A 17,949-nucleotide genomic window follows, 5' to 3' on the forward strand; every position below is an offset into this window, starting at 1 on the left:
GGGGGGGGGGGGGGGGGGGGGGGGGGGGGGGCGGGGGGGGGGGGGGGGGGGGGGGGCGGGGCGCGGGGGGGGGGGGCCCCCCCCCCCCCCCCCCCGGAGGGGGGACCACGCGGGCCGGGCCCGGTGGGTGGGCCCGGCGCGCGTTCGGTCCGGCCCGGCCGGGTCCCGGCGACCAACCAGGACCCGGCGGAGCCGAAGCGCGCCGCCCGCCTGCCGTGGAGTGTCGGGCAGACAACAGGACGGGCGGCGCGGGTTGCGGGTCGTCGCACTGTACGAGGGGGAGCCGACGACCCGGGCTACCTCTTGGCGAGGCCCTTAAGTGAAGCGCTCGGACGGACCCCCGCGGGAGGGTGCGTATCGCATTTATGCGCGTACTGCGTTCACACCCCGTGTGAACCGCGCACCCACTAGCCTGGATCCGACGAGCCCTTGGAGCGGCCATGCAGCCCAATGCACTGCTCGACGCCCTCCTCGCCGAGGCGGGCATGTCCCATGCCGGACTCGCCGCGTACGTGAACCAGGCGGGCCGCTCCCGCGGACTGGCCCTGCGCTACGAACACACCGCCGTGGCGCGGTGGTTGAAGGGGCAGCGCCCGCGCGGCCAGGTCCCGGACCTGATCTGCGAGGTCATCGGGGGCCGGCTGCGGCGGCCGCTCTCCCTCGACGACGCCGGGTTCGGCCTGCCCGGACAGCCCGCCGATCCGCAGGGGTCCCCCCTGAGCGGATTCGTCGACCGCGCGGCCGCCCTGTGGCGCTCCGACGGCCACGGCCGGCAGCCCCTCGACGCCGGGGCGCTGACCGGAACCCCCGCGGTGATGCCCGTGTGGGAGTGGGAGAACCCGCCGGAGGACTCCGACGTGTCCCGCGCGGGGCCGACCCGGGTGGGCCCCGAGCACGTGGAGATCCTCAAGGCCGCCCGTGCGCACTACGAGCTGATGTACCGCAGGGCCGGCGGCGTGGCCACCCGCGACCGGGTCGTCCGCTTCCTCGGCACCGAGACCGCCCCCATGCTGCGCGGCAGTTACTCCGACGGCCTCGGCCGCAGTCTGCACCGGGCCGGCGGTTCCCTGGTGGCCGTGGCGGGGATCTGCGCCTACGACTCCGACGCGCACGGGCTGGCCCAGCGCTACTTCCACCAGGCGCTGCGGCTGGCCAAGGCGAGCGGGGACCGGGGGCTCGGGGCCTATGTGATCGCGCTGATCGTCAACCAGAGCCTGCACCTGCGGGAGTTCCGCCAGGCCGTTGCCTTCGCCGAGGCCGCCCTGCGCGCGGCCGGCCGGCACACCACCCCGGCCCTGGCCGCGGACCTGTACGCCATGCAGGCCAAGGCCTACGCCCAACTCGGGGACCCGGTCGCCGCGTTGGCCTGCATCCGCAAGGCGGAGGCGGCGGCGGAGCGGATCCGGCCCGGCACGGAGCCGGACGAGACGGGGTACGTGCAGCCCGGGCTGGTCAACGTACAGGTGGCGGAGGCGCTGCTCGGGCTGGGTGATCTGCGGGCGGCCCGGGAGCAGGCTTCGGCCGCCGTGGGCACACCCGCGCACGACCGGGGCCGGGTGCACCGGCTCGCGATGCTGTGCGAGATCCAGCTGCGCCAGGGCGAGGCCGATCAGGCGGTGGCCTCGGCGGCCGAGATGGCCGAGCGGGCCAAGGGGATGGAGTCGCTGCGCCTGCGCGACCGGCTGCGCGCGGTCCGGGAGCAGTTGCTGACCAGCGGGTGTTCGGGGGCGCAGGACACGGCCGAGCTCATCGACGGGGCGCTGCGCGTTCCGCTGTGACATCCCCGGTGGCGTTCTCTGCGCCGCCCTGTGCGCGTTCCCCCGGGCCCGGGGGACCTGCTGCCATGTTGCCACCTACTCGATCGGAAGGTGGCAGAACCGTGCAGTGGATGAACCTGAGTGAGCAAACCGTGTACACGAACCGCTGGTTCGACGTGAATCTCGCCGACGTGGAACTCCCCGACGGCCGGCACCTGGACCACTTCGTCATCCGGCTGCGCCCGGTCGCCGTCGCCACGGCCGTCAACGCGGCCAACGAGGTGCTGCTGCTGTGGCGCCACCGCTTCATCACCGACAGCTGGGGCTGGGAACTGCCCGCCGGGGTGGTCGAGGACGGGGAGTCCGTGGAGCGGGCGGCCGCCCGCGAGATGGAGGAGGAGTCGGGCTGGCGGCCCGGCCCCCTGCACCACCTGATGACCGTGGAGCCGTCCAACGGGCTGACCGACGCCCGCCACCACCTCTACTGGGCGGACGGGGCCACGTACACGGGCCACCCCGAGGACGACTTCGAGTCCTCGCGCCGCGAGTGGGTCCCGCTCAAGCTGGTCCCCGACATGATCGCGCGCGGCGAGATCCCGGCCGCCAACATGGCGGCCGGGCTGTTGCTGCTGCACCACCTGCGGCTCGGCTGAGCCGCCCGGGGCCGCCCGCGGCCGGCTGTGCGGGCCGGCCGTGCGGGTCAGCCGTACGGGTCAGCCGTACGGGCCGGCCGTCAGCTGTACGGGTAGAAGCCCGAGCCGGTCTTGCGGCCGAGGCGGCCGGCGTCGACCATCCGCTGGAGCAGCGGGGGAGCCGCGTACAGGGGCTCCTTGAACTCCGCGTACATCGAGTCGGCCACCGAGGCCACCGTGTCCAGGCCGATGAGGTCCGCGAGCTTCAGCGGGCCCATCGGGTGGGCGCAGCCCAGCTCCATGCCGTTGTCGATGTCCTCGCGGCTCGCGATGCCCGACTCGAACATCCGGATCGCGGACAGCAGGTACGGGATGAGGAGCGCGTTCACGACGAAGCCGGAGCGGTCCTGGGCGCGGATCGCGTGCTTGCCCAGCGCCTGGCCGACCAGCGCCTCGGCGCGCTTGATGGTCTCGTCGCTCGTGGTCAGCGCCGGGATCAGCTCGACGAGCTGCTGCACCGGGGCCGGGTTGAAGAAGTGGATGCCGATGACCTGGTCGGGCCGCGAGGTCGCCACGGCCAGCTTGACCAGCGGGATCGAGGAGGTGTTGGAGGCGAGGATCGCGTCCGGGCGGGTGACCACCTGGTCGAGGACCTGGAAGATCTCCGTCTTGACCTGCTCGTTCTCGACGACCGCCTCGATGACGAGGTCGCGGTCGGCGAACTCGCCGAGATCGGTGGTGAACGACAGGCGGGCCAGGGTCGCGTCCCGCTCCTCCTCGCTGATCTTGCCGCGTTCGGCGGCCCGGGTCAGTGAGGTGTGCAGCCGGGTCCGCCCGAGTTCGAGTGCCTCGCCGGTGGTTTCGGCGACCATCACCTCGAGCCCGCTCCGGGCGAACACCTCCGCGATGCCCGCGCCCATCTGGCCACAGCCCACTACGCCGACGCGTGCGATGTCGTCTGGGAGGTCCGTCACATCGTGCCTTTCGCTGCTCTCCATCGCGGGTCCCCCGTACTCGTGCAGTGGTAACTGCGTTCCGGCGCCCGCCACGCCCCCCGACGTTACCCCCGTCCTTGCCCGGCGTGTCGGGCCGGGGCGGGCATGCTGGGCGGACACGAGCCAATGTCACGCAGCGGAACGGAGTCGTCACATGGAGTCCATCGGGAGGCGGACCATCGGCGGGCGGGCCATCGGGAGACGAGGGATGCTGGCCTGCGCCGCGGGAGTGCTCGCGGCGGTGGCGACGGCCCCCGCGGGAGCGTCCGTGCGGCCGGAGGAGGGGGCGGAGGCGAGGGGAGGGGCCCGGGGCGCCGCCAAGGCGCAGTTCCGCGGGATGTGGGTCGCCTCCGTGGAGAACGTGGACTGGCCCTCGCAGAGCGGACTTTCCGCGCGGGAGCAGCGCGCCGAACTGCTGGACCTCCTCGACACCGCCGTGGCCCGCCGCCTGAACGCCGTGATCCTCCAGGTCCGGCCCACCGCCGACGCGATGTGGCCCTCGGCGCGCGAGCCCTGGTCGCAGTGGCTCACCGGCGAGCAGGGCGTCGACCCCGGCTGGGACCCGCTCGGCACGGCGGTCGCCGAAGCCCACGCCCGGGGGCTGGAGCTGCACGCCTGGTTCAACCCGTACCGGGTGGCCAACCACACCGACCGGAGCCTGCTCGTCCCCTCGCACCCGGCCCGGCGCAACCCGGGCTGGACCGTGCCCTACGGCGGCAAGCTGTACTACAACCCGGGGCTGCCGGAGGTCCGCCGCTTCGTGCAGGACGCCATGCTCGACGCCGTCGCCCGCTACCCCCTCGACGGGGTGCACTGGGACGACTACTTCTACCCGTACCCCGTCGAGGGCCGCGATTTCGACGACGACGCCGCCTACGAGCAGTACGGCCGGGCCTTCGCGACCCGCGCGGCCTGGCGCCGCGACAACACCGACACCCTGGTCCGCGAGATGTCCGAGCGGCTGCGGGCACTGCGCCCCGCGACGCGCTTCGGCATCAGCCCCTTCGCCATCTGGCGCAACTCCGACCGCGATCCGCTCGGTTCGCCGACGCAGGCGGGCGTCGCCACGTACGACGATCTGTACGCGGACACCCGCAAGTGGGTGCGCGAGGGCTGGATCGACTACATCGTGCCGCAGGCGTACTGGCAGATCGGCCACCCGTCCGCCGACTACGCCGCCATCGTCCCCTGGTGGGCGCGGACCGTCGCCGGCACCCGCGTCCAGCTCTACGTGGGGGAGGCGCTGTACCGCTGCGACGCGCAGAGCTCCACCGCGGCCTGGCGCGATCCGCGCGAGCTGTCCCGGCACGTGCGGTTCGCCGCCGGATACCCGGAGGTCCGCGGCCACGTCTACTTCTCCGCGAAGCAGGTGGTCGCGGACCCCAACGGGGCGATGGCCCGGGTGGTCGCCGATCACTACCCGACGCCGGTGCCCGTACCGCCGCGCTGAACCCGGCCGTCCTCGCCGGCCCGGCCGTCTTCGGGAGCCCTCAGGGGCGGCCCGTCAGTGGTCGTGGTCGGCGGGGTGCTTCACCACGCAGTCGGGGCCGGGGGACATGACGGCCTCGTGCCCGTCCGTGAAGCGGACGCGGTAGGGAGGGGTGCCGTTCTCTCCCAGGACCTGGGTGATCTCACCGACCTTGTCGTGCTGGCCCACGATCCTGCCGTGCTGAACCAGCTGGTCGCCCTCGGTCGCGCGCATGCTGACCTCCTCGGTGGCGGTCCGATCCGGTGCTAGCAGTTTAGGTCGTTCCGCCCCTTTTTGACCCGTCGGGCCGCTGCGTCACGGCGATGCAGACGAGCACCGCGCAGGCGGCGACGGGCGCGGCCGGGGACAGGTGTTCGCCGAGCAGCAGCACCGACCACAGCAGGGTCAGCAGCGGCTGCGCGAGCTGGAGCTGGCTCGCGCGGGCCGCGCCGATCTCGGCCATGCCGCGGTACCAGACGAAGAGGCCGAGGAAGGAGGAGCCGACCGCCACCCAGACCAGCCCGGACACCCCGCGGCCGGTCAGCTCGACCGGTTCGTACGCGAGCCCGAGCGCGGAGCCGGCCAGGCCGATGGGCAGGCACAGCACCAGCGCCCAGGCGATCACCTGCCAGCCCGGCAGCAGCCGCGCCAGGCGCCCGCCCTCGGTGTACCCGGCCGCGCACACCAGCAGCGCGGCGAACAGGAAGGCGTCCCCGGCCGACAGGGCGCCGCCGCTCTGGGCCACGGTGAAGCCGAGGACGACGATCGCGCCGGCGACGGCGGCGGCCCAGAACCGCCGCGAGGGCCGGGCCCCGGTGCGCAGCGAGGAGACGACCGCGGTGGTGAGCGGGAGCAGGCCGACGACCACGGCGGCGTGCGAGGTGGTGGAGGTCTGCAGGGCGAGGGTGGTCAGCAGGGGGAATCCGACGACCACGCCGCCGGCGACGACCGCCAGCCCCGCCCAGTGGGCCCGGGCGGGCACGGGGACGCGCAGGGCCAGCAGGAAGGCGCCGGCCGTCAGGCCCGCGAGCAGACAGCGCAGGCCGAACAGGGACCACGGGCCGAAACTCTCCAGGCCCCATGCGGTGCCGGGGAAGGTCAGCGAGAAGGTGACGACTCCGGCCGCGGCGAGCGTGGTGCCGCCGAGGGCGGGCCGGCGGGCTTCGGTGCCTCCAACTGCTATCGCGTTGGGGAGAGTAGCGCTATTCTGTGCTGTCATGTACGAGCGTAGCAGTGTGGCGGAACTGGCGGAATCCCTTCGAGCGGAGCTGAACCGCTACTCGGTGGGTGGAAAGCTGCCATCGAGCAGGGCCCTGGTCGAGCAGTACCGGGTCAGTCCCGTCACCGTCTCCCGGGCCCTGTCCCAGCTCGCCGCCGAAGGCCTGGTGGTCACCCGGCCCGGAGCCGGGGTCTACCGCGCCCAGCCCCGTACGCAGGCACCCGCGCCCGGGGACACCTCCTGGCAGGCCGTCGCCCTGAGCGCCGAGGACGCCGGCGAGGTGGTGCCGCGCTCCGTGGACGCCTCGGGGGTGCTGGTCACCCTGGCCGCCCCGCCCGCCGGGGTCATCGAACTGCACAGCGGCTACCTGCACTCGGCGCTCCAGCCCGAGCGGGCCATGGCCGCGGCCCTCGCCCGGGCCGGCCGGCGGCCGGGGGTGTGGGGGCGGCCGCCCGTGGAGGGGCTGCCGGAGCTGCGGGACTGGTTCGCGCGGGAGATCGGCGGGGACGTCGCCGCCGGGGACGTGCTGGTGACCGCCGGCGGCCAGAGCGCGCTCGCCACCGCGCTGCGGGCACTCGCACCGCCCGGCGCGCCGATCCTCGTCGAATCCCCGACCTACCCCGGGCTGCTGGCCCTCGCCCGGGCCGCCGGATGCCGGCCGGTACCGGTCCCGGTGGACGCGGACGGGGTCCGGCCGGAGCTGCTGGCCGCCGCCTTCGAAGCGACGGGCGCGCGGGTGTTCGTATGCCAGCCGCTGTTCCAGAACCCGACCGGGGCCGTGCTGTCCGGCGAGCGGCGGGCGGAGCTGCTGCGGATCGCCCGCGCCGCCGGGGCGTTCGTGCTGGAGGACGACTACGCGCGGTACCTGGCCCACGAGGACTCCGGCCCGCTGCCGGCGACGCTGGCCTCCGACGATCCCGACGGGGTCGTCGTCCACGTGCGGTCCCTGACCAAGGTCACCTCGCCCAGTCTGCGGGTGGGCGCGCTGGCGGCCCGCGGCCCGGTCTTCGACCGGCTGCGCGCCATCCAGGTCGTGGACACCTTCTTCGTGCCCCGGCCGCTCCAGGAGACCGCCCTGGAGCTGGTGGGCGCACCGGCCTGGCCGCGCCACCTCAAGTCCGTGGCCGCCGAACTGCGCCACCGCCGCGACGTCCTGACGGGAGCGCTGCGCAGGGAGCTGCCCGAGCTGGAGGTGCCCCATCCGCCGCGCGGCGGCTACCAGGTGTGGGCCGGGCTCGGCGGGGGCGACGACGAGGCGGCCTTCGTGGCGGCCGCCCTGCGGGCCGGGGTGGCGGTGGCCCCGGGGCGGGCGTACTTCTGCGCGGAGCCGCCCGGCCCGTTCGTCCGGCTGAGCATCGCCGGGGTGTCCGGCCCCGGAGAACTGACCGAGGCCGTACGGCGGCTGCGGGCCGTGCGGGATCCGCGAGAGGCACCCTGAAGATCCGAGGAGGCGCCCTAAATCGGTTGAGGCGCAGGTGGGGCGTGCCTAGCCTGCGGGCATGGACGAGATCACCGAGACCGACGGCGCGGGCATACGGATCACCACGATCGCGGAACGGCCCGAACTGGCCGCCCGGCTCTGGGACATGAAGGACTCGTGGCCCGAGTTCGCGCAGCACGACGCGCTGGCCTGGCTGCTGTACCCGCGGATGGTCGCCGAGTTCCCGGAGTACGTCCTGATCGCCACGGACGGGGACACGGTGATCGCCCGCGGCTTCAGCGTGCCCTTCGCGCAGCACGCGCCGGGCCGCGACGGGGCGCTGCCCGCGCAGGGCTGGGACCGGATCCTGATGTGGGCCTTCTCCGACCTGCGGCGCGGGGTCGAGGCCGACACCGTGAGCGCGATCGAGATCAGCGTCGCCGCCGGCCGGCAGGGCGAGGGGCTCTCCGGCCGGATGCTCGCCGCGATGCGCGAGAACGCCCGCGCGCGGGGCTTCACCGAGGTGGTCGCCCCGGTCCGGCCCAGCGGGAAGCCGGCCGAGCCGGACACCTCGATCCATGAGTACGCGTACCGCACCCGCGAGGACGGCCTCCCGTACGACCCGTGGCTGCGGGTCCACGTGCGGGCGGGCGGCGTCATCGACTCGGTGGCCCCGCTGTCGATGACGATCACCGGTTCCGTCGCCGAGTGGCGGGAGTGGACCGGCCTGCCCTTCGACACCGCCGGCCCGGTCCGCGTTCCGGGGGCCCTGTCCCCGGTCCACTGCGCACCGGAGCAGGGCTTCGCGGTCTATGTGGAGCCGAACGTCTGGGTCCGGCACGCGCTGGCCCAGCCGGTCCAGCCGGTCCAGCCGGTCGCGCCGGTCTAGAGGAGCGCGATGGGGGCGGTGGCGGAGGAGGAGAGGTAGATCCCGCCGATGCCCGCGTAGGTGGCCCGGTAGCCGCGCAGGAGTTCGTCCAGCGGGATCGTCAGCCGGGCCGGGGTGTCGCAGCGGGCGGCCCCGAACTGGTCGGTGACGGCGGTGCACAGGGTCCGGCCGCCGACGGTGGTGAAGGTGACCGGTACGCCGTCCAGCCCGGCCGGGGCATCCGCGATCCGTACGGTCGTGCTGAGGTTCCTGACCCCGAAGAGCAGCCCGTTCAGCTTCGCCGGCCCGGCCGTGGTGACCGTGGCCGCGGCGGGCCGGACCAGCTCGGGCGCCTCGCAGAGCTGGGCGCCGGGAGCGAAGACCTGGCCGGTGGGGCAGGCCACGACGGTGGCGATCCCGCCCGCGCACTGGACGTAGAACCGCTGGTCCTGCGGTCGCGGCAGCCGTCCGGTGGCGCCTCCGGCGCACGAGCCCTCGGCGGCGCCGGCGGGCGCCGCCGCCCCGCCCAGGGCGAGGACCGCCCCGACGGTCAGTGCGGCGAGTCCGGCCCATGCCTTGGCGATGCGTAACACCCTTGCCCCCAGATCACTCGGATCACTCGCTGTGACGAAATGAATACGAAGTGACTATAGGGACGGGCGTGTTGCGGGCACAACGCTCCCGGGCCATCGCCAGGACGTGCGAATAGCCCCCATGTCCACCGTCGGCCTAGCGGCCCCGGGGCTTGCCGCGCTTGCCGGTGGACTTCGCCGTGGCCTTGCCGCCCTTGGGGGCGCCGGAGCGCGGGTTCTTCGCGGCGGGCTTGCCTCCCGAGCGGGGGGCCGGCTTGCGTGCCGGCTTCGCCTTCTTCGGCTCCGGCTCGGGCTGCGTGCGGCCGCGTCCGCGCGAGCTGTTGACCGTCCGCCCGCGCACGATCCCGATGAACTCCTCGACCAGCTCGGGCGTCTCGTCCGCCTCGGGCCACGACAGCGCCACGCGCGACTCGGGGGCGTCCAGCAGGGTCCGGTACGTGAGGTCCTTGCGGTGGTGCAGCCGCGCGAGCGACTGGGGCACGATCAGCAGCCCGATGCCCGCGGCCACCAGCTCGATCGCGTCGGCCGTGGTCTCCGGGCGCTGGAACGCGGCCTGGCCCGGCAGCTGCTCCCACTCCAGGGTGTCGTCCAGCGGGTGGAGCACGATGTCGTCGGCCAGCTCCGCGATCGACACCTCCTCGGCCGCGGCCAGGAGGTGGTCCTTCGGGATCACCACGACCGTGGTCTCGGTGTAGAGCGGGATCGCGCTGAGGTCCGTACGGTCGATCGGCAGCCGGACAAACCCCGCGTCGGCGCCGCCGCCGCGCAGCAGGGCGGGTGCTTCGGCCGGCCCGACCTGGACGAGGGTCAGCGGAACGTCGGGCAGCCGCTCCTTCCAGATCCGGACCCACTTCGTGGGAGTCACCCCGGGGACGTATGCGAGCTGGAACGTGGGGGGTGTCCGGGAGTCTGTCACCCGGCCAGATTACCGGCCGTGGTCGGAGGGGGCGCACATGCTCGATACCCTGGACCCCATGACGTCGCACCAGACCACCCAGACCATGAAGCCCGCCACTGCGGCGAAGAAGCTGGGTGTGTACCTCGAGGCCACCCCCGCAGAGTTCCAGGAGGGTGTCGTCTCGCGCACCGAGCTCACCGCCCTCCAGGCCGAGCCGCCCCAGTGGCTGCTTGACCTCCGGGCCAACGGCCCGCACCCCCGTCCGGTGGTCGCGTCGAAGCTCGGCATCTCCATCTCCGGTCTGGCGCGCGGCGGTGTCACCGAGGCGCTCACCACGGAGCAGATCGAGGCCCTGAAGCAGGAGATGCCGGAGTGGCTCGCGAAGGAGCGCGCCACCCAGGCCGACGTCCGCAAGGAGGCCGTCCGCATCAAGCAGATGCAGGCGGAGAAGGCCGACAAGGCCGGCAAGACGGAGAAGACCGAGAAGGCCGAGAAGTAACGACCCTCCACCGGTCCTCCACCGGCCCGCACCCGCCGTGAGATGCTGGTGCGCGTGACGATCGAGGACCTGGTGCGGCTGCGGCGGGCCCGGGACCGGATGGACCGCGACTACGCCGAGCCGCTGGACGTACCGGCGCTGGCCTCCGTCGCCCTCATGTCGCCCGGGCACTTCTCCCGCAGCTTCCGGGCGGCCTTCGGGGAGAGCCCGTACAGCTATCTGATGACCCGCCGCGTCGAGCGGGCGAAGGCGCTGCTGCGCCGGGGCGACCTGAGCGTGACCGAGGTCTGCTTCGCGGTCGGGTGCACCTCGCTGGGATCCTTCAGCTCCCGGTTCACCGAGCTGGTCGGCGAGACCCCCAGCGCCTACCGGGCCCGGCGGCACGAGGACGGCGCCGCGATCCCGGCGTGCGTCGCCAAGGTCTTCACCCGGCCCGTCCGCAGGCCCGCGGGCAGCGGGGGAGCGGGATCCCCGGCCGCGTCGTAGCGTCGGGGCATGACCATCAAGCTCGCGCAGTGCTTCATCGCCGTCGACGACCACGACAAGGCGCTGGCCTTCTACCGCGACGCCCTCGGCATGGAAGTGCGCAACGACGTCGCGTTCGAGGGGATGCGCTGGGTGACCGTCGGCTCGCCCGAGCAGCCCGACGTGGAGATCGTCCTCGAACCGCCGCTCGCCGACCCCGGCGCCTCCCCGGCCGACCGGCGGGCCATGGCCGAACTGCTGGCCAAGGGCGTGCTCCGCGGGGTGATCTTCGCGACCGACGACGTGGACGCCACCTTCGAGCGGATCCGGGCCACGGGTGCGGAGGTGCTCCAGGAGCCCGTCGACCAGCCGTACGGGGTCCGCGACTGCGCCTTCCGCGATCCGGCCGGCAACATGCTCCGCTTCAACCAGCCCCGGAGCCGCTGATCCCGGAGCCGATGACCCCGGAGCCGCTGACCCCGGAGCCGCTGACCCCGGTGCGCGGTCCTTGCGCGTCTACCCGGCGGCCCATCCCGGGATCGTCGGCAGCACCTGTTCGGCCACGCGCAGCACGACCGCGTCGTCGGGCATCAAGCCGTCGGAGCGCCACAGGGTCAGCTCGTAGAAGCCGCCGCCGTCCTTGGGGTCCAGGGCCACCACGAGGGCGCGGGCCGGGACGCCGGGGCCGCTGCTCGAATTGCTGCCGTCCAGACGGAAGCTGATGCTGATGGTGCGGTCCGAGTAGAAGGCGGCCGGGCGGCCCAGGACCGTCCGCGGCGGTGCGCCGTTCCCGAGGAGCTCCGCCACGGTGGCGACCGTCATCTCGCCGGAGGAGGCCCTCAGGTGGACCGTGTAGGTCTCGAACTCGATCTCGGCCGTGGGGGTGTGGATCTCCTTGTCGCCGCCGACGGGCTTGGAGGTGCCGTCACCGCCGTTCGCGTTCTTCACGGCCTCCGCCGGAGTGCCCAGCAGGCCGGCGAGATCGGGACGGTGCAGCGCCTCGCACAGCTGGGCCCCGGTGACCTGCCCCGCCTCCCCGGCGGAGGAGTTCGCCGGTGTCTTCGTGGGATGCCCGTGCGAGCAGGTGACGGGTTTCGGCTCGGCGCTCGAATTCGACGACTGCCCCACCGCCCAGAGGCCGATTCCCATGCCCCCGATCAAGATCACGGCCGTGATGCCCTGGCCTATCGCCGCGCGCGCTGTGATCGTGTCGATGCCTTCGCCCATGTCCCCCACCTGCTGCTTTCCCCCGATACGTGCCGAGGGAAGGTAACCCGTGATCATTGGGCGCACAAGCGAGTAACACGGGGGAGCGGGCCGGATGACCGCTTTGCATAAACGTGCGGTCTTACGTATAGTCATGCCATCGAGGAGGAGGGTCCGATGGTGGTACGTGTAGCGGTGGCCGGTGCGAGCGGATACGCGGGCGGGGAAGTGCTGCGCCTGCTGCTGGCGCACCCCGAGGTGGAGATCGGTGCGCTGACCGCGAACTCCAACGCCGGGCAGCCGCTCGGCGCGCTCCAGCCGCACCTGGTGCCGCTGGCCGGACGCGTGCTGGAGGCGACCACGCCCGAGGTGCTCTCCGGTCATGATGTCGTCTTCCTGGCGCTGCCGCACGGCCAGTCCGCCGCCGTGGCCGCCCAGCTCGGCGAGGAGGTCCTCGTCGTCGACATGGGCGCGGACCACCGGCTCCAGTCCTCCGCCGACTGGGACAGGTTCTACGGCGCCCCGCACGCCGGGACCTGGCCCTACGGCCTCCCCGAGCTGCCCGGAGCCCGCGCCGCGCTGGCCGGCTCCAAGCGCATCGCCGTCCCCGGCTGCTACCCGACCGCCGTCTCGCTCGCGCTGTTCCCGGCCTACGCCGCGCAGCTCGCCGAGCCCGAGGCCGTGATCGTCGCCGCCTCCGGCACCTCCGGCGCCGGCAAGGCGCTCAAGCCGAACCTGCTGGGCTCCGAGGTCATGGGCTCCATGAGCCCGTACGGGGTCGGCGGCGGCCACCGCCACACGCCCGAGATGGTGCAGAACCTCAGCCCCCTCGCCGGGCAGCGGATCTCCGTCTCCTTCACGCCCACGCTGGCGCCGATGCCCCGCGGCATCCTGGCCACCTGCTCCGCCAAGGCGCTGCCGGGCACCACGGCCGACGCGGTCCGCGCCGCGTACGAGAAGGCGTACGCGGACGAGCCCTTCGTGCACCTGCTGCCCGAGGGCCAGTGGCCGGCGACGGCATCCGTCTACGGTTCCAACGCCGTTCAGATCCAGGTCGCGTACGACGAGGCCGCGCAGCGGATCATCGCGATCAGCGCCATCGACAACCTGACCAAGGGAACCGCCGGCGGCGCGGTCCAGAGCATGAACATCGCCCTCGGGCTTCCCGAGGAGCTGGGTCTTTCCACGATCGGAGTCGCACCGTGAGCAGGGGCCACCTCCCAGCGGTAGCCGGGGGAGCACGAGCAGCCACCGGGCTGCGGGCGACGACGATGGCCGCAGGGGCGCGCTGCTCGGGCGGAGAAGCGAACGAGGAGATGCAGTGAGCGTCACGGCAGCACAGGGGTTCACGGCGGCCGGCATCGCCGCCGGGATCAAGGCGAACGGCAATCCCGACCTGGCCCTCGTGGTCAACAACGGGCCGCGCCTGGCCGCGGCGGGTGTCTTCACCTCCAACCGGGTCAAGGCCGCGCCGGTCCACTGGTCCGAGCAGGTCCTGCGCGGGGCCACCGTCAGCGCGGTGGTCCTCAACTCCGGCGGCGCCAACGCGTGCACCGGCCCCAAGGGCTTCCAGGACACCCACGCCACCGCCGAGAAGGTCGCGGAGGTCCTGAACCAGCAGGGTGTGGGGAACGGCGTCAACGCCGGCGAGGTCGCCGTCGCGTCCACCGGCCTCATCGGGGTCCTGCTCCCGATGGACAAGCTCCTCCCGGGCGTCGAGACCGCGGCCGCCGCGCTCTCCGCCGACGGCGGCGAGGCCGCCGCCATCGCCATCAAGACCACCGACACGGTGCACAAGACGGCCACGGCCGGCCAGGACGGCTGGACCGTCGGAGGCATGGCCAAGGGCGCCGGCATGCTGGCCCCGGGCCTGGCCACCATGCTCGTCGTCCTCACCACCGACGCCGACCTGGACAGCGCCACCCTCGACAAGGCGCTGCGCGCCGCGACGCGCACCACCTTCGACCGGGTCGACTCCGACGGCTGCATGTCCACCAACGACACGGTGCTGCTGCTCGCCTCCGGCGCGTCCGGCCAGGTGCCGGCGTACGAGGCGTTCGCGGAGGCCGTGCGCACGGTCTGCGACGACCTGGCCCGCCAGCTGATCGGCGACGCCGAGGGCGCCAGCAAGTCCATCCGCATCGAGGTCGTCGGCGCGGCCACCGAGGAGGACGCGGTCGAGGTCGGCCGGTCCATCGCCCGGAACAACCTGCTCAAGTGCGCCATCCACGGCGAGGACCCGAACTGGGGCCGCGTCCTGTCCGCGATCGGCACCACGAAGGCCGCCTTCGACCCGGACCGGCTGAACGTCGCCATCAACGACGTCTGGGTCTGCAAGAACGGCTCGGTCGGCGAGGACCGCGACCTGGTGAGCATGAAGGGCCGCGAGGTTCGCATCACCGCCGACCTGTCCACCGGCGCGCAGTCCGCGGTCATCTGGGCCAACGACCTGACCGCCGAGTACGTCTACGAGAACAGCGCGTACTCCTCATGAGCACTGCACGCAGGCACACCGCACTGCCCAAGGCCGAGATCCTCATCGAGGCCCTGCCCTGGCTGACCCGCCACAACGGCAAGGTCGTCGTCATCAAGTTCGGCGGCAACGCCATGATCGACGAGGACCTGAAGGCCGCCTTCGCCCAGGACGTCGTCTTCCTGCGCCAGGCCGGCCTCAAGCCGGTCGTCGTGCACGGCGGCGGCCCGCAGATCAACGCCCAGCTGGACAAGCAGGGCCTGGTCAGCGAGTTCAAGGCGGGTCTGCGCGTCACCACGCCCGAGGCGATGGACGTCGTACGGATGGTCCTGGCCGGGCAGGTCCAGCGCGAGCTGGTCGGGCTGCTCAACCAGCACGGGCCGCTGGCCGTCGGCATGACCGGCGAGGACGCGCACACCATCACCGCCACCAAGCACCAGCCCGAGATCGACGGCGAGAGCGTCGACATCGGACGGGTCGGCGAGATCACCGCCATCGACACCGGCGCGATCGAGGCGCTGCTGGCGGACGGCCGGATCCCGGTGATCTCCTCCATCGCGCGCAGCGCCGACGACCACCACGTGTACAACGTGAACGCCGACACGGCCGCCGCGGCGCTCGCCGCCGCGCTCGGCGCCGAGACGCTGATGGTCCTCACCGACGTGGAGGGGCTGTACGCGGACTGGCCCAACAGCGACGAGGTCATCAGCCGGCTCACCGTGAGCCAGCTGGAGAAGCTGCTGCCCGAGCTGTCCAGCGGCATGGTCCCCAAGATGGAGGGCTGCCTGCACGCCGTCCGCAACGGGGTGACCACCGCCCGGGTGATCGACGGGCGGGTCCAGCACTCGATCCTGCTGGAGATCTTCACGGACGAGGGAATCGGCACGATGGTCGTGCTCGACGACCAGGGACTCACTACTCAGGGAGCGGACCCCGCATGACCGGCGACCAGGCCACCGGCAACCAGCACTTCGCCGCCCGCTGGCAGGGCGCGCTGACCAACAATTACGGCACCCCCGCGCTGGCCCTCGTACGCGGCGAGGGCGCGCAGGTCTGGGACGCGGACGGCAAGCAGTACACCGACTTCGTCGGCGGGATCGCGGTCAACGCGCTCGGCCACGCGCACCCGGCCATCGTCGCCGCGGTGACCGGGCAGATCTCCACGCTGGGCCACGTCTCCAACCTCTACGCCTCCGAGCCGGTCCTCGCGCTCGGCGAGCGGCTGCTCCAGCTCTTCGGCCGCCCCGGCAAGGTCTTCTTCTGCAACTCCGGCGCCGAGGCCGTCGAGGGCGCCTTCAAGATCGGCCGGCTGACCGGGCGGACCCACATGGTCGCCACCGGCGGCGGCTTCCACGGCCGCACCATGGGCGCCCTGGCGCTCACCGGCCAGCCCGCGAAGCAGGGCCCGTTCCTGCCGCTGCCCGGAGACGTCACGCACGTCCCGTACGGTGACGCGGAGGCCCTGCGGGCCGCCGTCACCGAAGAGACCGCGTTCGTGATCATCGAGCCGATCCAGGGCGAGAACGGCGTGGTCGTTCCCCCGGCCGGGTATCTGACCGCAGCCCGCGAGATCACCCGCGCCACCGGCACCCTGCTCGTCCTCGACGAGGTGCAGACCGGCATCGGGCGCTGCGGCCAGTGGTTCGAGCACCTGGCGCACGAGGGCGTGGAGCCCGACATCGTCACCCTCGCGAAGGGCCTCGGCGGCGGTCTGCCGATCGGCGCCGTCGTCGCCTTCGGACCCGTGGCCGACCTGCTCCAGCCCGGTCAGCACGGCACCACCTTCGGCGGCAACCCGATCGCGTGCGCCGCCGGCCTCGCCGTGATCGACACCATCGCCGCCGACGGACTCCTCGACCAGGTCAAGGAGCGCGGCGAGGCTCTGCGGGGCGGAATCGAGGGATTCGCACACCCGCTCGTCTCGCACGTCCGCGGTGCGGGCCTCCTGCTGGGTATCGTGCTGACCGAGCCGCTCGCACCACAGGTGCAGCGCGCGGCTCAGGACGCCGGCTTCCTGGTCAACGCGCCCGCCCCCGACGTCGTACGGCTCATGCCCCCGTACGTGCTGTCCGAGGCCGAGGCGGACGCGTTCCTCCAGGCCCTGCCCGGCGTGCTGGACGCAGCGAAGTCCGCCGCGGACGTGGACGGATGATCAATCGGGGAATGGGACGACGATGAGCCAGGCGCAGGAACACGAGCAGAACGGCCAGTCCGTTCCGCAGACCCGCACCGCCCGCCACCGCCGGATCGTGGACATCCTCAACCGGCAGCCGGTCCGCTCGCAGAGCCAGCTGGCCAAGCTCCTCGCCGACGACGGGCTGAGCGTCACCCAGGCGACGCTCAGCCGCGACCTCGACGAGCTCGGCGCGGTGAAGATCCGCAACACCGGCGGCGAGCTGATCTACGCGGTCCCCAGCGAGGGCGGTTTCCGCACCCCGCAGGCGCCGCTCGGCGAGTCGGCGAAGGAGGAGCGCATGCGGCGCCTCTCCGGGGAACTGCTGATCTCCGCGGAAGCCTCCGCGAACCTCGTGGTCCTGCGCACCCCGCCGGGTGCGGCCCAGTTCCTCGCCTCCGCGATCGACCAGGCCGAACTCCAGGCCATCCTCGGCACGATCGCGGGCGATGACACCCTGATGCTGATCAGCCGCGACCCGGCGGGCGGCCAGGCCCTCGCCGACCACCTGCTGAGGCTGGCCCAGAAGGAGGGCTGAGCCCCCGCCGAGCCCCCGGGCCGAGCCCACGCCGCCTCCGGCGAGGACCACGGGCGGTGGGGCGAGGCGCGGTGGGGCGAGGCCCGGTGGGGCTAGTAGCGGGTGACGGCGAGCGGGCCCGACTCCGTGCCGATCGCGATGTGCGGCCGCCTGCGCGGGTCCGCCCAGCGCAGCACCGCGCGCATCGCACGCTCGGGGACCGAGACGCACCCGGCCGTCGCGCCCTTGCCGTTCACGTGCAGGAAGATGCCCGCGCCCCGGCCCCGTACGGGCTGCTCGTAGTTGAAGGCGATGACCAGGGCGTGCGCGTACTGCTGCGTGTACGCGGTCAGGTGCTCGGCCTCGCCGGGCGCGCAGTCCGCGGGCAGCGGCTCCACCCAGCGGTTGTAGCTCGCCGAGGCGTTGTCCTGGCACCACCAGGAGTCTGGGGTCACCCGCCGGTAGCGGGTGGCCGTACCGGCCGGGGCGTGCGCGATGCCGAAGGCGTAGGGCAGCGCGTACAGGCCGGCCGGGGTGGTATTCGTGCCCTGGGTGCGGGTCGCGCCCTCGGTCAGCCCGTTCACGCCGAAGCGGGCCGGCGCGCTCCCCGCCCGGTACCAGTGCCCCGCCCGCCGGTCCCACCAGGTCAGGCGCCCCGTGGTGGAGCCGGAGGCCGGAGCCACGGCGGTGATCAGCTGGCTGCCGCCGCCGGTGTCTGCGAGCAGCGCGGGCAGCGGCGGGCCGCCCCGATGGTCCATGGGCAGCA

20 protein-coding genes are annotated in these 17,949 nt (G+C 73.3%); 13 read left to right on the top strand and 7 right to left on the bottom strand.

Annotated elements, in window-relative coordinates; translation table 11 throughout:
• Window positions 1-440: 440 nt before the first annotated feature.
• A complete protein-coding gene (locus tag ACWCP2_RS20825; protein ID WP_450910077.1) occupies window positions 441-1,778 on the top strand; it encodes a transcriptional regulator in 1,338 nt (445 codons plus the stop codon).
• Window positions 1,779-1,888: 110 nt separating this feature from the next.
• Window positions 1,889-2,410 carry an NUDIX hydrolase gene (locus tag ACWCP2_RS20830; RefSeq protein ID WP_450910078.1) on the top strand — a complete coding sequence of 174 codons (522 nt, stop codon included), beginning with the start codon at window positions 1,889-1,891 and terminating at the stop codon, window positions 2,408-2,410.
• An 80-nt stretch (window positions 2,411-2,490) separates the two neighbouring features.
• Here the strand turns inward: ACWCP2_RS20830 and ACWCP2_RS20835 are convergent, their stop codons facing one another.
• The gene (locus tag ACWCP2_RS20835) at window positions 2,491-3,387 is read right to left on the bottom strand and encodes a 3-hydroxybutyryl-CoA dehydrogenase (RefSeq protein ID WP_383944898.1); all 897 of its coding nucleotides are present in this window, start codon (window positions 3,385-3,387) and stop codon (window positions 2,491-2,493) included.
• A gap of 151 nt (window positions 3,388-3,538) precedes the next feature.
• Between ACWCP2_RS20835 and ACWCP2_RS20840 the strand changes: the two genes are divergently transcribed.
• Window positions 3,539-4,834, top strand: coding sequence for a glycoside hydrolase family 10 protein (locus tag ACWCP2_RS20840; protein ID WP_450910079.1), 1,296 nt, complete (start codon window positions 3,539-3,541; stop codon window positions 4,832-4,834).
• A gap of 54 nt (window positions 4,835-4,888) precedes the next feature.
• On the opposite strand, the gene ACWCP2_RS20845 is transcribed toward ACWCP2_RS20840, so the two are convergent.
• The gene (locus tag ACWCP2_RS20845; RefSeq protein ID WP_250744647.1) at window positions 4,889-5,086 is read right to left on the bottom strand and encodes a DUF1918 domain-containing protein; all 198 of its coding nucleotides are present in this window, start codon (window positions 5,084-5,086) and stop codon (window positions 4,889-4,891) included.
• A gap of 40 nt (window positions 5,087-5,126) precedes the next feature.
• Entirely contained in the window at window positions 5,127-6,071 is a 945-nt protein-coding gene (locus ACWCP2_RS20850; RefSeq protein ID WP_450910080.1) for a DMT family transporter, read from the bottom strand.
• On the opposite strand from ACWCP2_RS20850, the gene ACWCP2_RS20855 reads away from it, so the two are divergent.
• Window positions 6,070-7,509: an aminotransferase-like domain-containing protein gene (locus tag ACWCP2_RS20855; protein WP_450910081.1), complete on the top strand. Its 1,440-nt coding sequence runs from the start codon at window positions 6,070-6,072 to the stop codon at window positions 7,507-7,509. The genes ACWCP2_RS20850 and ACWCP2_RS20855 overlap by 2 nt on opposite strands.
• 61 nt (window positions 7,510-7,570) lie before the next feature.
• Window positions 7,571-8,380: an N-acetyltransferase gene (locus ACWCP2_RS20860; RefSeq protein ID WP_450910082.1), complete on the top strand. Its 810-nt coding sequence runs from the start codon at window positions 7,571-7,573 to the stop codon at window positions 8,378-8,380.
• Here ACWCP2_RS20860 and ACWCP2_RS20865 read toward each other — a convergent pair.
• Together ACWCP2_RS20865 and ACWCP2_RS20870 are read right to left on the bottom strand one after the other, a co-directional pair.
• Entirely contained in the window at window positions 8,377-8,952 is a 576-nt protein-coding gene (locus ACWCP2_RS20865) for a carbohydrate-binding module family 14 protein (protein ID WP_450910083.1), read from the bottom strand. The genes ACWCP2_RS20860 and ACWCP2_RS20865 overlap by 4 nt on opposite strands.
• 136 nt (window positions 8,953-9,088) lie before the next feature.
• Window positions 9,089-9,868, bottom strand: coding sequence for a LysR family substrate-binding domain-containing protein (locus tag ACWCP2_RS20870; RefSeq protein ID WP_450910084.1), 780 nt, complete (start codon window positions 9,866-9,868; stop codon window positions 9,089-9,091).
• 37 nt (window positions 9,869-9,905) lie between these two features.
• Between ACWCP2_RS20870 and ACWCP2_RS20875 the strand changes: the two genes are divergently transcribed.
• From ACWCP2_RS20875 to ACWCP2_RS20885, 3 genes are read left to right on the top strand one after another with little or no spacing between them, the layout of a single operon-like run.
• Window positions 9,906-10,349 carry a DUF5997 family protein gene (locus ACWCP2_RS20875; protein WP_450910085.1) on the top strand — a complete coding sequence of 148 codons (444 nt, stop codon included), beginning with the start codon at window positions 9,906-9,908 and terminating at the stop codon, window positions 10,347-10,349.
• Between the two features lie 54 nt (window positions 10,350-10,403).
• A complete protein-coding gene (locus ACWCP2_RS20880) occupies window positions 10,404-10,835 on the top strand; it encodes a helix-turn-helix transcriptional regulator (RefSeq protein WP_450910086.1) in 432 nt (143 codons plus the stop codon).
• A 9-nt stretch (window positions 10,836-10,844) separates the two neighbouring features.
• Window positions 10,845-11,261, top strand: coding sequence for a VOC family protein (locus ACWCP2_RS20885; protein ID WP_450910087.1), 417 nt, complete (start codon window positions 10,845-10,847; stop codon window positions 11,259-11,261).
• Between the two features lie 69 nt (window positions 11,262-11,330).
• Here the strand turns inward: ACWCP2_RS20885 and ACWCP2_RS20890 are convergent, their stop codons facing one another.
• Window positions 11,331-12,041 (bottom strand): DUF6215 domain-containing protein, encoded by a 711-nt coding sequence (locus tag ACWCP2_RS20890; RefSeq protein WP_450910088.1) that lies wholly within the window; start codon window positions 12,039-12,041, stop codon window positions 11,331-11,333.
• A 156-nt stretch (window positions 12,042-12,197) separates the two neighbouring features.
• Between ACWCP2_RS20890 and argC the strand changes: the two genes are divergently transcribed.
• From argC to ACWCP2_RS20915, 5 genes are all read left to right on the top strand, one after another.
• Complete coding sequence (gene argC, locus ACWCP2_RS20895; RefSeq protein ID WP_450910089.1) at window positions 12,198-13,226, top strand: N-acetyl-gamma-glutamyl-phosphate reductase; 1,029 nt, start codon at window positions 12,198-12,200, stop codon at window positions 13,224-13,226.
• 115 nt (window positions 13,227-13,341) lie between these two features.
• Entirely contained in the window at window positions 13,342-14,514 is a 1,173-nt protein-coding gene (argJ, locus tag ACWCP2_RS20900) for a bifunctional glutamate N-acetyltransferase/amino-acid acetyltransferase ArgJ (RefSeq protein ID WP_450910090.1), read from the top strand.
• A complete protein-coding gene (argB, locus tag ACWCP2_RS20905) occupies window positions 14,511-15,434 on the top strand; it encodes an acetylglutamate kinase (protein ID WP_450910091.1) in 924 nt (307 codons plus the stop codon). Before argJ ends, argB begins: the two co-directional genes overlap by 4 nt.
• Window positions 15,431-16,645, top strand: coding sequence for an acetylornithine transaminase (locus tag ACWCP2_RS20910; protein ID WP_450910092.1), 1,215 nt, complete (start codon window positions 15,431-15,433; stop codon window positions 16,643-16,645). Before argB ends, ACWCP2_RS20910 begins: the two co-directional genes overlap by 4 nt.
• A gap of 22 nt (window positions 16,646-16,667) precedes the next feature.
• On the top strand, window positions 16,668-17,204 hold the full coding sequence (locus ACWCP2_RS20915) for an arginine repressor (protein ID WP_356880141.1): 537 nt from the start codon (window positions 16,668-16,670) through the stop codon (window positions 17,202-17,204).
• A gap of 92 nt (window positions 17,205-17,296) precedes the next feature.
• Here the strand turns inward: ACWCP2_RS20915 and ACWCP2_RS20920 are convergent, their stop codons facing one another.
• Window positions 17,297-17,941, bottom strand: a complete 645-nt coding sequence (locus tag ACWCP2_RS20920) for a L,D-transpeptidase family protein (RefSeq protein WP_450910166.1) — start codon at window positions 17,939-17,941, stop codon at window positions 17,297-17,299.
• Window positions 17,942-17,949: the final 8 nt, after the last annotated feature.

The sequence above is a fragment of the Streptomyces sp. NPDC002104 genome (assembly GCF_053593795.1).

Excerpts from the sequence above, each read along its gene's own strand:
- ACWCP2_RS20825 (WP_450910077.1), top strand. The coding sequence starts at position 441 with ATGCAGCCCAATGCACTGCTCGACGCCCTCCTCGCCGAGGCGGGCATG.
- ACWCP2_RS20830 (WP_450910078.1), top strand. The coding sequence starts at position 1,889 with ATGAACCTGAGTGAGCAAACCGTGTACACGAACCGCTGGTTCGACGTG.
- ACWCP2_RS20835 (WP_383944898.1), bottom strand. The coding sequence starts at position 3,387 with ATGGAGAGCAGCGAAAGGCACGATGTGACGGACCTCCCAGACGACATC.
- ACWCP2_RS20840 (WP_450910079.1), top strand. The coding sequence starts at position 3,539 with ATGGAGTCCATCGGGAGGCGGACCATCGGCGGGCGGGCCATCGGGAGA.
- ACWCP2_RS20845 (WP_250744647.1), bottom strand. The coding sequence starts at position 5,086 with ATGCGCGCGACCGAGGGCGACCAGCTGGTTCAGCACGGCAGGATCGTG.
- ACWCP2_RS20855 (WP_450910081.1), top strand. The coding sequence starts at position 6,070 with ATGTACGAGCGTAGCAGTGTGGCGGAACTGGCGGAATCCCTTCGAGCG.
- ACWCP2_RS20850 (WP_450910080.1), bottom strand. The coding sequence starts at position 6,071 with ATGACAGCACAGAATAGCGCTACTCTCCCCAACGCGATAGCAGTTGGA.
- ACWCP2_RS20860 (WP_450910082.1), top strand. The coding sequence starts at position 7,571 with ATGGACGAGATCACCGAGACCGACGGCGCGGGCATACGGATCACCACG.
- ACWCP2_RS20875 (WP_450910085.1), top strand. The coding sequence starts at position 9,906 with ATGCTCGATACCCTGGACCCCATGACGTCGCACCAGACCACCCAGACC.
- ACWCP2_RS20885 (WP_450910087.1), top strand. The coding sequence starts at position 10,845 with ATGACCATCAAGCTCGCGCAGTGCTTCATCGCCGTCGACGACCACGAC.
- ACWCP2_RS20890 (WP_450910088.1), bottom strand. The coding sequence starts at position 12,041 with ATGGGCGAAGGCATCGACACGATCACAGCGCGCGCGGCGATAGGCCAG.
- argC (WP_450910089.1), top strand. The coding sequence starts at position 12,198 with ATGGTGGTACGTGTAGCGGTGGCCGGTGCGAGCGGATACGCGGGCGGG.
- argB (WP_450910091.1), top strand. The coding sequence starts at position 14,511 with ATGAGCACTGCACGCAGGCACACCGCACTGCCCAAGGCCGAGATCCTC.
- ACWCP2_RS20910 (WP_450910092.1), top strand. The coding sequence starts at position 15,431 with ATGACCGGCGACCAGGCCACCGGCAACCAGCACTTCGCCGCCCGCTGG.
- ACWCP2_RS20915 (WP_356880141.1), top strand. The coding sequence starts at position 16,668 with ATGAGCCAGGCGCAGGAACACGAGCAGAACGGCCAGTCCGTTCCGCAG.
- ACWCP2_RS20920 (WP_450910166.1), bottom strand. The coding sequence starts at position 17,941 with ATGGACCATCGGGGCGGCCCGCCGCTGCCCGCGCTGCTCGCAGACACC.